Annotated in this window: 19 protein-coding genes; all 19 read left to right on the top strand. The window is 53.8% G+C overall.

The features are described 5' to 3' along the window. The first annotated feature begins 19 nt into the window (after positions 1-19). The 19 genes from I2D83_RS08765 (at position 20) to I2D83_RS08855 (ending at position 14,480) form a co-directional block, all read left to right on the top strand. A complete protein-coding gene (locus tag I2D83_RS08765) occupies positions 20-1,348 on the top strand; it encodes an HlyD family type I secretion periplasmic adaptor subunit (RefSeq protein ID WP_205947946.1) in 1,329 nt (442 codons plus the stop codon). A gap of 2 nt (positions 1,349-1,350) precedes the next feature. Then, the gene (locus I2D83_RS08770; RefSeq protein WP_205947947.1) at positions 1,351-2,718 is read left to right on the top strand and encodes a TolC family outer membrane protein; all 1,368 of its coding nucleotides are present in this window, start codon (positions 1,351-1,353) and stop codon (positions 2,716-2,718) included. 210 nt (positions 2,719-2,928) lie between these two features. Then, positions 2,929-3,258, top strand: a complete 330-nt coding sequence (locus tag I2D83_RS08775) for a putative holin (protein ID WP_015839825.1) — start codon at positions 2,929-2,931, stop codon at positions 3,256-3,258. Position 3,259: 1 nt separating this feature from the next. Further along, complete coding sequence (locus I2D83_RS08780; protein WP_205947948.1) at positions 3,260-3,871, top strand: transglycosylase SLT domain-containing protein; 612 nt, start codon at positions 3,260-3,262, stop codon at positions 3,869-3,871. Continuing rightward, entirely contained in the window at positions 3,861-4,535 is a 675-nt protein-coding gene (locus I2D83_RS08785) for a hypothetical protein (RefSeq protein WP_205947949.1), read from the top strand. Before I2D83_RS08780 ends, I2D83_RS08785 begins: the two co-directional genes overlap by 11 nt. Further along, positions 4,525-4,854 carry a hypothetical protein gene (locus I2D83_RS08790; RefSeq protein ID WP_015839828.1) on the top strand — a complete coding sequence of 110 codons (330 nt, stop codon included), beginning with the start codon at positions 4,525-4,527 and terminating at the stop codon, positions 4,852-4,854. The genes I2D83_RS08785 and I2D83_RS08790 overlap by 11 nt, the downstream gene beginning before the upstream one ends. Then, positions 4,847-5,158, top strand: a complete 312-nt coding sequence (locus I2D83_RS08795) for a hypothetical protein (protein ID WP_039532748.1) — start codon at positions 4,847-4,849, stop codon at positions 5,156-5,158. The genes I2D83_RS08790 and I2D83_RS08795 overlap by 8 nt, the downstream gene beginning before the upstream one ends. Before the next feature lie 261 nt (positions 5,159-5,419). Further along, positions 5,420-5,887 (top strand): Gp37 family protein, encoded by a 468-nt coding sequence (locus I2D83_RS08800; RefSeq protein WP_205947950.1) that lies wholly within the window; start codon positions 5,420-5,422, stop codon positions 5,885-5,887. After that, the gene (locus I2D83_RS08805; RefSeq protein WP_180777048.1) at positions 5,884-6,081 is read left to right on the top strand and encodes a hypothetical protein; all 198 of its coding nucleotides are present in this window, start codon (positions 5,884-5,886) and stop codon (positions 6,079-6,081) included. The genes I2D83_RS08800 and I2D83_RS08805 overlap by 4 nt, the downstream gene beginning before the upstream one ends. Beyond that, positions 6,071-7,498, top strand: coding sequence for a phage tail sheath subtilisin-like domain-containing protein (locus I2D83_RS08810; protein WP_181844338.1), 1,428 nt, complete (start codon positions 6,071-6,073; stop codon positions 7,496-7,498). Before I2D83_RS08805 ends, I2D83_RS08810 begins: the two co-directional genes overlap by 11 nt. Next, complete coding sequence (locus tag I2D83_RS08815) at positions 7,498-8,022, top strand: phage major tail tube protein (RefSeq protein WP_005972713.1); 525 nt, start codon at positions 7,498-7,500, stop codon at positions 8,020-8,022. The genes I2D83_RS08810 and I2D83_RS08815 overlap by 1 nt, the downstream gene beginning before the upstream one ends. Before the next feature lie 56 nt (positions 8,023-8,078). Next, complete coding sequence (locus tag I2D83_RS08820) at positions 8,079-8,375, top strand: 2Fe-2S iron-sulfur cluster-binding protein (RefSeq protein WP_015839832.1); 297 nt, start codon at positions 8,079-8,081, stop codon at positions 8,373-8,375. Between the two features lie 139 nt (positions 8,376-8,514). Continuing rightward, positions 8,515-8,835: a phage tail assembly protein gene (locus I2D83_RS08825; protein ID WP_241007292.1), complete on the top strand. Its 321-nt coding sequence runs from the start codon at positions 8,515-8,517 to the stop codon at positions 8,833-8,835. After that, positions 8,780-8,923 (top strand): GpE family phage tail protein, encoded by a 144-nt coding sequence (locus tag I2D83_RS22540; protein WP_094431851.1) that lies wholly within the window; start codon positions 8,780-8,782, stop codon positions 8,921-8,923. The genes I2D83_RS08825 and I2D83_RS22540 overlap by 56 nt, the downstream gene beginning before the upstream one ends. Positions 8,924-9,145: 222 nt before the next feature. Continuing rightward, entirely contained in the window at positions 9,146-11,623 is a 2,478-nt protein-coding gene (locus I2D83_RS08835) for a phage tail tape measure protein (protein WP_205948163.1), read from the top strand. After that, complete coding sequence (locus I2D83_RS08840; RefSeq protein ID WP_205947951.1) at positions 11,623-12,552, top strand: phage tail protein; 930 nt, start codon at positions 11,623-11,625, stop codon at positions 12,550-12,552. The genes I2D83_RS08835 and I2D83_RS08840 overlap by 1 nt, the downstream gene beginning before the upstream one ends. Then, a complete protein-coding gene (locus tag I2D83_RS08845; RefSeq protein WP_205947952.1) occupies positions 12,542-12,754 on the top strand; it encodes a tail protein X in 213 nt (70 codons plus the stop codon). The genes I2D83_RS08840 and I2D83_RS08845 overlap by 11 nt, the downstream gene beginning before the upstream one ends. Continuing rightward, positions 12,742-13,902, top strand: a complete 1,161-nt coding sequence (locus I2D83_RS08850; RefSeq protein ID WP_205947953.1) for a phage late control D family protein — start codon at positions 12,742-12,744, stop codon at positions 13,900-13,902. Before I2D83_RS08845 ends, I2D83_RS08850 begins: the two co-directional genes overlap by 13 nt. After that, complete coding sequence (locus I2D83_RS08855) at positions 13,899-14,480, top strand: phage baseplate assembly protein V (protein ID WP_015839838.1); 582 nt, start codon at positions 13,899-13,901, stop codon at positions 14,478-14,480. Before I2D83_RS08850 ends, I2D83_RS08855 begins: the two co-directional genes overlap by 4 nt. The last annotated feature ends 32 nt before the right edge of the window (positions 14,481-14,512 follow it).

The raw sequence follows: 14,512 nt of genomic DNA on the forward strand, positions 1-14,512 counted from the left end.
AACGAAAACAGGGAAAGACATGTCCGCATCAGAAATAAGCGAAGAGAGTATGAACCAGACGGCGCAGCGTGATGAAAAACGCGCGGTGCGTCTGGGATGGTTGCTGGTGCTTGCCGGGTTTGGTGGTTTTCTCCTGTGGGCACTGTTTGCACCCTTGGATAAGGGCGTCATGGTGAATGGCAGCGTCGTGATTTCCGGTAACCGCAAGGTGGTGCAACACAATCAGGGCGGTATTGTCGATAAAATTCAGGTGAAAGATGGCGACAGGGTCGAGGCTGGCCAGATTCTGCTAACGCTGAATGAAGTTGATGCGCGTTCGGCGAGTGAAGGGCTGGATGGTCAGTATTTACAGCTGGTGGCACGGGAAGGGCGACTGCTTGCCGAGCAGCAGCGTCTGAGCGACATGGTAATGACACCCCGTTTGCAGCCGCTAGCGGAGAAACCTGAGATGAGCGTGATTACGGCATTGCAGCGTGATTTACTGCGCAGTCGTCAGCACTCGCTCAGGCTTGAAGCCGAAGGGATACGCTCCAGCATTGCGGGCATGGAAGCCTCACTCAATGCCCAACGTCAGGTGATGTCCAGCAAGCAGAAGCAGCGGGAGACGTTGGAGCAACAGCTACAAGGGCTGCGTTCACTGGCGGCGGAAAACTATGTACCACGTAACAAAATGCTGGAGAACGAACGTTTGCTGGCACAGCTTAACGGCGATATCGCCCAGCTGGCGGGGGATATTAATCGTACCCGCCGTGATATTGAGCAACAAACGCTGTTGATTGCACAGCGCCAGCAGGAATACGACAAGGAAGTGAACAGCGAGCTGGCGGAGGTGCGGGCGCTGCTGAGTGATGTGGGCAGCAAGAAGGAAAAAGCCGATTTTAATCTGGCGAATATCCAGATGCGGGCGCCCGTTTCCGGCACGGTAGTCGGATTGAAAGTGTTTACGGAAGGCGGTGTGATTGCGCCGGGACAGACGCTGCTGGAGATCGTACCGGACGATCAGCCGCTATTGGTGGATGCGCGCCTCCCCGTGGAGTTGGTCGATAAAATCTGGCCGGGGCTACCCGTCGAGTTGCAGTTCGTCGCGTTTAACCAAAGCACAACGCCGCGCGTAGCGGGAACGGTTGAGCTGTTGTCTGCCGACCGCCTGTTGGATGAGCGAGACGGCTCCCCTTATTACAGCCTGCGTGTGGTGGTGGATGACGAAGGAAAACGTGCACTAGAGGGTCTGGAAATCAAACCCGGCATGCCGGTACAAGGGTTTGTGCGTACCGGAGAGCGGTCATTCGTCAATTATCTATTTAAGCCTTTAATGGATCGCCTGCATCTGGCATTAACGGAAGAGTAATCATGCAAAGGATCGCGATAATCGTGCTGTTTGGGCTGCTTTCTTCGGGCGCTAACGCATTAGGACTGCTTGATGCCTGGGAATTGGCGCTGCGTAACGACGCTCAGTTTCGTGCCGCGGGGTTTGAGCGAGCGGCGGGTCTGGAAGAGGAAAATATCGGGCGCGCTAATCTACTTCCCAATCTCCAGTATGGCTATAGCGCTAACCGTAGCCACTCCAAAGTCACTCAAACGGATAGCTTCACCAATAACACGCTAAAACGCGATTACAACAGTTACACATCCACGCTGTCGCTGCGCCAGCCGCTGCTGGATTACGCGGCCTGGGCGCGTTATCAACAGGGCGTTGCCCGCACGCTGATGGCCGATCAGCGGTTTCGCGATCGCAGTCAGGATCTGATGGTGCGGTTATATAAAGCCTGGAGTAGCGCGCTCCTGGCGCAGGAAAAACTGCAATTGCTGGATGCACAACAGCGAGCGTATCACGAACAACTGGCGCTGAATAAACGCCTCTTGCTGGCGGGCGAAGGGACGTTGACGGACGTGCGTGAAACGGAGGCACGTTTTACGCTGATTGAGGCACAGCGGATTGAGCAGCAGGATAATCTGGATGCCGCGATGACCGATCTGGAAAATATGACGGGTACGGTGCTGGATATCACGGCGCTGTATCCTCTGGCGCTCACGCAATTGCCGTCAGTGGAATCAGGTAAGCAGACGCTGGCGCAGTGGCGCGATCTTGCCGTGCAGCATAATGCCAAACTGGCGACACAACGCGAAGGGCTGGCGGTCAGCCGTTATGAAATTGAACGCAGTCGCGCCGGACATTTACCCACGCTGTCGCTGGTGGCATCGTCACGCAATAGCCGTTCGGAAAGTGAATACAACTACAATCAGAAATACGACACGCAGAGCGTTGGTTTACAGCTGAATGTCCCGCTTTATTCCGGTGGCTCCGTCTCGGCATCGATGCGACAGGCCGCCGCGGAATATCAGCAAAGTCAGGCGGAGTTGGACGATCAAACCAAGCAAACGCTGGCGGAATTGAAAAAGTACTACAACCTGTACAACAACGGGTCGGCGAAAATTAAGGCCTGGCAAATGACAGCCTCGTCGGCGCAGGAAGCGGTCAACGCCACGCGATTAAGTGTTGCGGGCGGCGAACGTATCAATCTGGATATTCTACTGGCCGAACAGGATTGGTATAACGCCCGACGAGAGCTGGCGGAAGCGAAATACAGCTGGCTTCAGGCGTGGCTCCTACTGCGCTACACTGCAGGCACGTTGAACGAGAAAGATATTCTGGAACTGGCGGCCTGGTTTCAGCCTGCAACGAATCCATTGGATAACGGTAAGATCATCAGTAACTAAAGCCGCTGAAAAAATCATCTATCAGTAATCGGATATGATTTTGTCAGCGGAGACGTCTATACCGGTAACGTGAAGTATGGCGAATACCGGGCGACGATAAATGGTTCAATTCTGTAGGGTATTGCGCCTCAGGAATACTTAAACTCCTTTAAAATCATAAAGCATCCTCATTTTGCATAATGGCCTCCGTTCTTATCAGGAGGCTTTATTGTGAAAAAAATCAAAAAACCGCGTCTTACCGGCTGGATTGTGACATCCGCTTTCCTCTTTGCTGTTATCGGGCTGATTTCACCGCAGCAGCTTCCCGTCACCGTCTATAAGCTCTCGCTTATTTCACTCGCCGCAGTATTAGGCTATTGGCTGGATCGCTCGCTGTTTCCTAAAGCGCGTCCCGGTTTGTTCCTCGAACAAGGGGATGAACCTGCGCCGCGCGGACGCTTCCCGGTTCGGGACGGCCACCACACCGTCTTTGCCGCGGCGATGTTGCGGCGTGCGCTGATTGTGTCCGCTGTCTGCATCGGCGTAGCGATGGGGTTGTGATATGCGCTACCTTTTCATCACGCTGCTTTTTAGCCCGATATTTTTTAGTGCTGCGGCCTGCGCTGACACGATCCCTCGTGCTGCGCAGGCGTACCGCAGTGATGTTATACGTAGCGCACGGCTGGATTGGGGCATGAATGCCCCGATTGCGGACTTTGCCGCGCAGCTGCATCAGGAAAGTGGCTGGAATCCACGTGCTGTCTCTCCCGCCGGCGCACAGGGGCTGGCGCAGTTTATGCCGACAACCGCTGACTGGTTTAGCGGTATTGTTCCTGAACTTCGCGCAAATCAACCGTTTAATCCAGCCTGGGCTATCCGCGCTCTGACAGGCTATGACCGCTGGCTATGGACGCGAATCAGTGCCAGCAATGATTGCGAACGCATGGCAATGACCTTGTCGTCCTACAACGGCGGGCTTGGCTGGTTACAGCGTGATAAACAGCGCGCGAAGATCGCCGAGAAAGACATCCTTCGCTGGTTCGGTCATGTGGAAACCGTCAATGCCGGGCGCAGCGCCGCCAACTGGCGTGAGAACCGTCATTATCCCGACCGCATTCTGCATCAGCTGGCGCCACGGTATCTGAGCTGGGGGAGGGCGAGCTGTGTGGAATAACCTGTTTCTTACTAGCCTGAGATCCTTTTTTTCACCACGTGTGGTCACCGTTCTGCTTGCCGTTGTGCTGCTACTCGCGATTTATCTGACCGGTCGTAATCAGGGTTATCAACTGGCGCAAGCATTGGGGGATGCCGCGCTGGCAAAACAGCAGGCGGCATTCAATTTGCTACAGCAACAGCAGGCCGAAACCCAGAATCAGTTATTACGTGCGGCGGCGGAACAATACCAGCAGCAGGTAGAGCGTGGGAACCAACTCGAACAGCGCTATGTCGCAGCGCGTCAAAAACTGGCGGCGGATAACGCCGCCCTGCAACGGAAAATCGATCATGTTACTCAGCAATACATTGACGAAAAAGGCAAGGCTCAGCCTGTGCAGTGCGTGTTTACTCGTGGCTTCGTGCAGTACTACAACGCCGCTTTCGGTTTGTCCGCCGACGGTGCCACAGACGTTACCACCGCTGCCCGCCGCACTGGCGCAGCGTCCGGTTCCGGCGCAACCGCTGACGCCGAACTACAGCCTTCAGGCATCTCCCAGCGCGATATTCTCGCCAACATCAGTGACAACGGAGAGCGCTACCAGGCGCTAGCGGCGCAGGTTAACGCGCTGCTGGATTACATCGAAGCGTTACAAAACGCAGGGGAGGTCACACGTGAAGATTGAAGTGGAGTTCTGGTCGCTGGTCGGCCTGCTGTTGTCGTTTATGAGCTTCCTTTTTGCTGCCGGGCGGATTCTGCTCACGCAGATTGAAAAGCGGCTGAACGAGCGTTTTGCCGCCCTGGAAAACGCACGCCAGAAGAGCGAACAAGGGTGGACGCGATTGGAGCGCGAGTTTCTGGAATTCCGCGCTGATTTACCGCTGACTTACGTGCGACGTGAGGATTACATCCGTGGTCAGACGGTCATCGAAGCCAAGCTGGATGCGCTTTATAACAAGCTGGAGTTGGTGCAGCAGCGGCATGTGGGAGGCAATCATGGCTGACACGCAGCGTATCCGACAGGAATCGATGCGTTGGCATTTGCTGATCGCATTAAATAAAACACGCCCTTATACCGCGAACGAAATGTTCCTGCTGGCGCTGATGCAGCGGCTGTATGCCGATGCCTCAGAACCGGAGCTGCGTCATGCACTGGATTATCTGGCCGATCGCAAGATGGCGGTATTGACCAAGGAGGTGGGCGGCGTCTGGCTGGCGAATCTCACCCGTCTTGGCGTGGATGTCGTGGAGTATGCCGTTGATTGTATGGTTGGCATCGCTCGACCGGAAAAATACTGGGATCGGTAATCCCCTTGCATGGCTTTCTCTTCTGTCTTTACGCGTTATCAGTGTCGTCATATTCCTCTGCGCCAGCACGGTTGTGCTGGCGTTTTTTTATCGAAAGGATTTTTATTTTTCAGTGTATTAGCCGTATTTTTTCAGATAAATCACTTCGCTGTTTTTTCTAAAACAGATTAAAAGCCGCAGCTCGTCGTTATCCGGATACTAGCGCCATCAACACGATGTGCCACTAAAACATCGTGCCATCAAAACAGCGGGTGAACGGATATGAATACCAGACCAATTATCGATGCGGTGATAGCCCGCCTCCAGCAGCACTTACCGACGCGGCGGATCACGTCTTGCCCAGAAAACATTCTGAGCGAGCCCGATCGTCTGACGCTCGGTGATGTGCTGGTGGGATATCGCGGTTCCGAATTTTCCGCACCGGAAGATGTGGATTCTCCGGTTCAGACGCAGCGGCCACGGCTGATGGTTGCCGTGCTGTTACCGGAGCTGGATGGTGCAGATGGTGTGCTGGCTACGCTCGATACCGTCCGTCAGGCGTTGGGAGGATACCGACTGCCTGACTGCCATCGCGGTATCCGGTTAGTTCGTGACCGCTACGTGGGTTACACCGAAGGACGCTGGCATTACGCCATCGATTGCACCACTGAAACCCTGTTTATCGAAGACCGCGAGCAGACGGATGGTCCGCTGCTTACCACGGTTAATTATGAGGAGAAAGACGCATGAAGTATCGCTATACCGGCCCCGCCAGCGGCGTCACGCTGGCAGATGGTCAGGAAATTCTGCTTTGGCCCGCTCAGGTTACTGAACTGCCAGCAGATCATGAGTACGTGAAAACGCTGATCGCGCTGGGCTATTTGCTGCCTGTCGCAGGTCAGAATCTGGCTGATAGCGAAACGGAGGTGACCCTTGGCCGCTAATTATTTACACGGTGTAGAAACGATTGAAGTTGAAACCGGTGCTCGTCCGGTGAAAACCGTCAAATCTGCGGTAATTGGGTTGATTGGTACGGCGCCACAGGGGGCGGTCAATGACGTTACGCTGTGCCTGTCCGAAAAAGACGCGGCACAGTTTGGTAGCCAGTTCGGCGGCTACACCATCCCGCAGGCGCTGGATGCGATTTACGATCATGGTGCGGGTACGGTTCTGGTTATCAACGTGCTGGATCCGGCGAAACACAAATCGTCGGTGAGCGCAGAAAAAGTCACCTTTGACAAAGCGACGGGTACGGCACAACTGACGAACCGTGTGGTTGCCAAAGTGGTGCTGACGGCGGCAGAAGGCGGCCAGCCGTTTGTCGAAGGTCAGGACTATACGCTGGATGCACAAACTGGCGTACTGAAAAATCTGGGTAAAAATATCGATGCCGCCGCTGTAGTCAGCGCGTCTTATGACTTTGCTGATGTTACGAAAGTGACTGCCGCTGACATCATCGGCAGCATCAATGCCGCGGGCAAACGCACCGGTATGAAGCTGCTGAACGATACCTACAACCTGTACGGCTTCTTTGCCAAGATTCTGATTTCGCCGGTGTTCTGTACGCAAAATAGCGTAACGACCGAGCTGATCGCGTTGGCGGACAAACTGGGCGCGATTGCCTACATCGATGCGCCAATCGGTACCACTTTTGCGCAAGCGTTGAGCGGTCGTGGCCCGGAAGGCACGATCAACTTCAACACCAGCTCTGAACGCGCTCGTCTGTGCTATCCGCACGTAAAAGTGTACGACGCGGAAACCAACAGCGAACGTCTGGAACCGCTGTCGGCGCGTGCTGCTGGCCTGCGTGCCAAAGTCGATCTGGAGAAAGGTTTCTGGTGGTCATCGTCCAATCAGGAAATCAAAGGGATCACCGGCGTAGAGCGCCAGCTGTCCGCGATGATTGACGATCCGCAGAGCGAAGTGAACCTGCTGAACGAGCAGGGCATCAGCACCATTTTCAACAGCTACGGTTCTGGATTGCGTCTGTGGGGCAACCGTACCGCAGCCTGGCCAACCGTGACGCACATGAAGAACTTTGAAAACGTGCGTCGTACTGGCGATGTGATTAACGAATCCATCCGCTATTTCAGCCAGCAGTACATCGACATGCCGATCAATCAGGCGCTGATCGATGCGCTGGTGGAATCGGTCAACGCCTACGGTCGCAAGTTGATCGGTGACGGCGCGCTGCTGGGCTTCAAATGCTGGTTCGATGCCGCGCGTAACGAGCAAACCGAGTTGGCGGCAGGGCACCTGTTGCTTAACTACAAATTCACTCCGCCGCCGCCGCTTGAGCGTCTGACCTTTGAGACGGAGATCACCTCGGAATACCTGGTAACGCTGGAGGGCACTAACTGATGGCCGGGAAAATTGAAGTAAACCGTATTACTAACGCCAACATCTACATCAACGGCACTAACCTGCTGGGGCGTGCGCAGGAAATCAAACTGCCAGATGTCTCCATGATTATGCAGGAGCACAAGGCGCTGGGCATGGTCGGCAAGATCGAACTGCCTGCGGGCTTCGACAAGCTGGAAGGCGAGATCAAATGGAACTCCTTCTACCGCGAAGCGATGCTGGCGGCGGCGAATCCGTACCAGTCGCTGGCGCTACAGTGTCGCTCCAGCGTGGAACGCTATGGTTCTCAAGGCCGTATCGAAGAAGTGCCGCTGGTGACGTACATGACCATCATGTTCAAAAAGAATCCGCTGGGCACGTTCAAGCAGCACGAAAACCCAGATTTCAGCAGCGCGTTCAACTGCACCTACATCAAACAGGTGATGAACGGTGAAGACCTGCTGGAACTGGATTACATGTCCAACATCTTCATGGTGGGCGGCGTGGATCAACTGAACAGCTACCGCGCCAATATCGGCGGTTAATTTATCTTCCAGGCCCGTCAGTGAGGCGGGCGTTTCTATCAATCAGTGAGGAGACTATGTCAGCAAAAGTATTTGATATTATCGACTTGGAAAATAATATTCATTTCCAGTGCCGTGAGGATGTCTACATTTTGGATGCAGGAGAAGAAGCGGGTTTTACTTTACCCTATTCGAGTCGTGCTGGCGCAGACCCGTCATCGGCAGCACGTTTGATTTCTGGTCAGGTCGATCAAAGTGATGGTTCCTATTTAGATGACAACCAGAAAGCGGCAGGCTTCTTTCTGACGGATACCTCTTACCCGCTAAGCAACTGTGTTGTTCGCTTCTTTGCAGAAGATGAGCTGCATCGTTAATTATCAATATTCACGTTATCGTAATGAAAGGGGCTTCGGCCCCTTTCTTATGCCTGCCGCTTTCGTTTTCTAATTCACTTTAAAATCGTTATTCCTCGCCGCACGCGATACTGCTCCCGACATTTACTAAGGAGCCGTTATGCACACTGAAACTTATTCTCTGCAATTCCCTTACACCACTTCTGCCGGTCAACGCGTGGAGTCCATTTCGCTCAAGCGTCTGAAAGTCAAAGACATCAAAGCGGTGAAAAAAATCAGCGATGACCCAAGCAACTGGGACGACGCGCTGCTGTCGCGCATGACCGGCCTGGTGCCGGAAGACATCGATGAGATGGACGCGCAGGACTACATGGCGCTGCAAAAACGATTTCAGCAGTTACTTGGGTTGGATAACGCAGCCGGCGCTGCTGTGGAAAGCACAAGCCCTGCTGGCGAGGTGGTTTCGCTTTCAGCCGAGTGAGATTGATGCGCTGGAACTGGACGACTTTGAACGCTGGCTGGATGAAGCCAGCGAACAGATAAAACGTGAGAACGGTGAGGAAGACTGATTACTGACAGGATTAATTAGGCCACCATCCACCCAACCCGGCCAGCGACAGGACGCTGGCCGTTTTCCTCCCTCACCACCTGTCTTCTTCTCCCGCTTATCACCTGTCCTTTTCCTCGCTTTATCCCCGGTTTGTGATGGGGAAACCTAACTGGAGCGGCGTAAGCCGCCGTCTCCGATCCGCCCCGCAAGGGGTTTTTCTGAATGAGAGTGAACCGTGGATATGCTTTTAAACGGTGTCATGCTGGGCAGGGCGTTTGGCGCCACGCTGGATGACACAAAAAAATCGCTGCAGCCACTTAGCGATAAACTCAAACAAGCTGAGGAGTGGCAGCGTCTGTTTAATCAGTCGCTGGAGCGCTTTGGCAATGTCAGTTTGCGCAGCACACAGGTGACATCCCGACTGAGCCAGTCACTAAGTAAATTGGTAACCAATCAGGAACGGCTGGAGAGTATCCAGTCACGTCAAGAAACACTACGTAGCCGTCGGGGTGAACTCGCCGATGACTTTAAGACTAAGCGTGAGCAGTTTGGTTCTGTCATGAAGCCGATTGTGGCGTCGGTCACACGCTATGCGTCGTTTGAGGCGCAGTTGCGTGGCATCAGCGTTGCTCATGGGATATCGAGTGAGCAAGAAAAGTTGATGGGGCAGAAACTGCGTCAATCTTCTCAACAGGTGAACCAAAAGCCAGATGCATTGCTCGGTAGTGCCGGGCAACTGCTTGCTTACGGCATGTCACCGGATCAGGCAACGGATGTTGCGGCAGTATTGGGGAAAACGTCAACGGCCTCTGGCGCGGCGCTGTCCGATCTTACTGCACTTTCGGCCACGTTGGATGACGTGTTTAACCTGAAAGGGGCGAAGGCGCTGGAGGAATCCTTCTCTCGCATGTTGGCAGGCACGAAACAAGGTTTCTCCATGGCGTCGATGACGCAATACGCGACTGCGCTGGCTCCAGGGTTTACGGCAATGGGGGCGACGGGCAATCAGGCGTTGAGTCAGTTGGTTTCCAGCCTGAGCGCGACAAAAGGCGCGGATACGGAGGCGAACACGGCTGCCCGGTTGGGAAGTTTCATGAATGCCGTGGGACGAACCGACATTGCCGACAGCTACTACAACGCGGGCGTAGATTATAACGCGTCGCTAAAAAGCTACATGAAAGGCGGCTATTCACAGTACGACGCCGCAGTTCAGATTAGTAACCGATTCATCGACAGCAAAGGCAGTCAATTCCAGCAACTTTGGGATAAGGCCAGTAAAGCGGGCAACGTAGATGCACAGCAAAGTTTAATGCAGCGCTACGGATTGCAGGAGGTGTTCCGTACGCCAGAAGCTGTGAATCATGCGATGTCGATGAAGCAGAACTGGCAGAGCTATCAAGCGAACCAACAGCGGATGAACAGTCCGGCAGCCATGCAAACGCTGGATCTCGACTTCGCCCGGCAGAATGACACATTGACTGGGCGCTGGAATCAAATGACAACGTCAGTGATGAATATTGCACTCAATGTGGGGGAAGCGCTGACGCCAGTATTGGTTTCCTTGAGTGACATACTGATTCCTATTCTGGATCAACTGGTGACCTGGACGGCGGCGAACCCTGAACTGGTTCGTGGGATCGTGATGGCCGTCGCTGGTTTCTTCGCGTTCAGAATGGCATTGAGCGGTGCGAAGCTGGGGATTACCACACTGTTATCGCCTTTACTGAGCGTTTGGGATGGTATTTTGCAGGTTCAGCGTGGCTGGCAGCTGTTCAATGCAGGATTAAGAACGACGGGTGTGTTGCAAGGGGTAGGCGCGGCGTTGAACTGGCTGGTTGGCGGAGCCGGAACATTAGGCCGCATGCTTGGCGGTGTGTTACGCAGCGGCTTTATGATGGCGGGTCGAGCAGTATTGTTTCTAGGTCGTATGCTGCTGATGAATCCGATTGGCTTGGCAGTAACGGCATTCGCAGGGGCCGCTTACCTGGTTTACCGGTATTGGGAACCGATTAGTGCATTCTTTAAAAACCTCTGGTCACAAGTCAGTCAGGCTTTTAATGCTGGGTGGGAGGCACTCAATAATGCGGTATCCGGCGGAGTAGCTGGTATTGCGGCATTACTGCTCGACTGGTCACCATTTGGCGTGCTGTATTCCATCTTCGCTGATACCGTCAGCGAATTGGGTATTCAACTTCCCGGTAGTTTAAGTGAACTCGGTGGCGTGATTATTGATGCATTGGTTAAGGGACTGATCAGTTATTTCCCCGAGCTAAAAAACGTCCTGAAAACGATCAATGAATTTATCCCTGATAGCGTTAAAGACTTTCTGGGTATCGGCTCGAAAAAAGTATCTGTAGAAGCCAGCGGCCAATCTGTGGCTGCTGGTGTTATGACCCCGCCAGTTCTGCAACCTACGTCGGTATCTGCATTGTCGCTACAGCCGACACTGCCTGTTGAATTACCTAAGACGGAAGACACAATGCCAACCCCGCAACAGCGGGTTGCAATGTCATCATCTGTCGGCGGAGCGAAAGGTAAGTTAGTCAGCGCAGCCCCTTCCGAACGTGTTCAGGTTGCTTTTTCTCCCACCATTTACCTCAACGGCCAGAAGGCTGCGCCAACGCCAGAAATGACGAAGACGCTGACCCTTAGCATGAATGAACTGGAAAATATGTTGAACAAGCTGCTCGCTCAGCGTGAGCGTAGGGGGTACGCCTGATGTTTGCGGTATTAGGAAATATTGAATTTAAAGTGACCGCCTACTGGGACGGCTTTAATACGTCATTTGGTGCAGATTATGCCGAGCATGGCCGTATTGAAGGTAAACCCGGTCTGCAGTTCATCGGTGCGAAGCTGGACGAGATTCGCATTAGCCTGGTGTTCCACAAGCAGTACTGCACGCCGGATACGGAGTTGAAGCGGTTGAATGAGGCGATGCGGGCGCATCAGGCGATGGCGTTGGTCTTTGGTAATGGAGATTATCGCGGCTGGTTTGTGATTACCGCATTGACCTCGACCAGCCAACATACCGACGCGAAAGGCAACGTATTGGCCATGAATGCGGAGTTGACGCTGCGCGAATACATTGGCGATCCGAAGAATCCGCTCAAGCCACCGGCGATACAGACCTCTGTTCCTAATGTCAGTGCTATCACCAAGGCGGTCGAGAAAGTGAGCGACTTTGCGTCCTCATTACGCACGGCTGTGACGTATGCCAAGAAGGCGCAATCGGCCTTTAAGGCGGTGAAAACCACCGTACAGATTGTAAAACGGATGAAGAAAAACCCTGAAACTGCGCTGTTGCAAATTCCCGGACTGCTAACGCAGGTCGGAAATGTATTGACGCCGTTAAGTGAGGTGGAACCGGCGTTTAAAAAAGCGGCTGAGGCTATTTCTGATGCAGCGGTTCAGGCAGAGAAGATGACGCCTGAAATTACAGCGGTTAATAAAGCAGCGAATGAAATGCTGAAGCAGGTTAAGCAAGTTGCCACTTTGTTGCAGGGCGTCGACAGCAAAAACGTTATCGAGAAGTTGGAAGCCATCAGCAAACATGTTGATGCCGCGAGCGACACATTTAAAGGCGCTGAACCTGCACTGAGCAAACTGACGGCGGAAATCGTGAAGAGGGTTGAAGCATATGCACCTTGAACATATCACTACACAGGGCGAACGCTGGGATACCTTATCCTATCGGTATTACGGCGATCCGCTCGGCTATCCGCGTATTATTGCCGCGAACCCGCATGTCCCCATTGTGCCACTGTTGCCATCAGGCCTGGTGATGCTGATTCCGATTATTGAACAGGCAGAGGCCAGTAAAGCGGAGGATACCCCACCATGGCTGCGTTAACGGAAGAATTCAAGCTGCTTTCTCCCGCGGTGTCGGAAGTGCTGCAACCGACGTTCACCCTGTGGTATCAGCAAAAAGATATCACCAATGATATCGCCCCGTATGTCACCAGCGTGACATATACCGACAGCATTAAGAATGAATCGGATGCGATCGAGGTCCGGCTCGATGATACCGATGGTCGCTGGATGGATAAGTGGTATCCCGGTACGGGCGACACGCTGTCGCTCAAGCTAGGCTATCTCGGTGAAATGCTGTTTGACTGCGGCACGTTCTCGATTGATGAGATTGAGGTGAGTGCACCGCCTAGCCAAGTGATGATTCGTGGTGTGGCTACATCGGTTAATCGCGCACTGCGAACCAAATCAAGCCGCGGTTTTGAAGATACAACGCTTGCCGCCATTGCGACGCGCATCGCGAAAAAGCATCAGTTAATGCTGGTGGGGATGATTGAGATCGTCAAAATCGATCGGGTTACGCAATATGCGGAAACCGATGTCGCTTTTCTAAAGCGGCTCGCCAGCGAATATGGCTATGTTGTGAAAGTGGTCAGCGACCAGCTGATTTTTTCCCATCTGGCAACGCTGCGTAGTCAGGCACCTATTCGGCAAATCCAGCCAACGGACGTCGCGCGTTTTTCACTGCGTGACACGATCAGCCACGTCTATAAAAACGCCAAGACGAAATATCAAAAGGGGAGTGAAAAGAAACTGGTGGTTTATGAAGCCGGCGGTGGTATGAAAAACGAAATGAAGTCTGCGGGTGCTGAGACCAGTGCAGATACGTTGAAAGTTAACGCGCGCGCGGCGGATGCCTCTGGGGTGAGGATGAAAACGGATGCGGCATTGGATGCGCACAACGAAAAGCAACAAACGGGGTCGATGACGCTGATGGGCAGCCCGCAGTTGGCGGCGGGGAATAAAGTGGAGCTGGTGTCGTTCGGCCAACTTTCTGGCCAGTGGCTGATCGAATCGGCTCGACACGTTCTGGAACGGGGGAGTGGCTACACGACAGAGATCAGTGTAACGCGTGGGCCGATTACGGCGGGCAAGCGTAAGCAGAATAGCGGGAAAACGCTGGTGACTTACCATCCGGACGGCAGCCAGACAACGCAGACGGTCAAGAGTAAAAAGGAGGTGCTTCCATGAGTTTATCTCGTCGAATTGGCACGATCAGTGCGGTGGATGAGGTTCGCGTGATGGTGCGCGTTCGTCTACCAGAGTGTGACAATCTGCGTACGGCCTGGCTGCCGGTATTACAGCGCAATACACAGAATAATAAGGATTACTGGTTGCCAGATATTGGCGAACAGGTCGAAGTTCTGCTGGACGGCAACGGCGAGGATGGCCTGGTGCTAGGGGCGATTTACTCCGCTGCTGATGTGCCAACGCTGGCAGATAAGGACAAAAGGGCGGTAACGTTCGCTGACGGCGCGCATATTGAATACGATCGCCGAACGCATACGTTAACGATCAACGGCGGCGTGCAGCATATTGCGATTAGCAGCGGTACTGACGTGGTGGTTAACGCTCAGCGTGTCACGATCAATGCGCCAGAGACAACGGTGACGGGCAAGCTACTGGTACAAGGGCAACTCACCTACGAGAGTGGGATGTCCGGTTCCGGCGGTGCCAGCCTCAGTGGCGATGTTAGTATCTCCGGCAACGTCAGCGCCAGCGGCAGCGTCATGGACGCTGGCGGCAATTCCAATCACCACTCGCACTAGTGTTTCCCTAAACCGCTTTACAATTTCTTCCT

The organism is Pectobacterium aroidearum (genome assembly GCF_015689195.1).
GTDB classification, from domain to species: Bacteria; Pseudomonadota; Gammaproteobacteria; order Enterobacterales; family Enterobacteriaceae; genus Pectobacterium; species Pectobacterium aroidearum.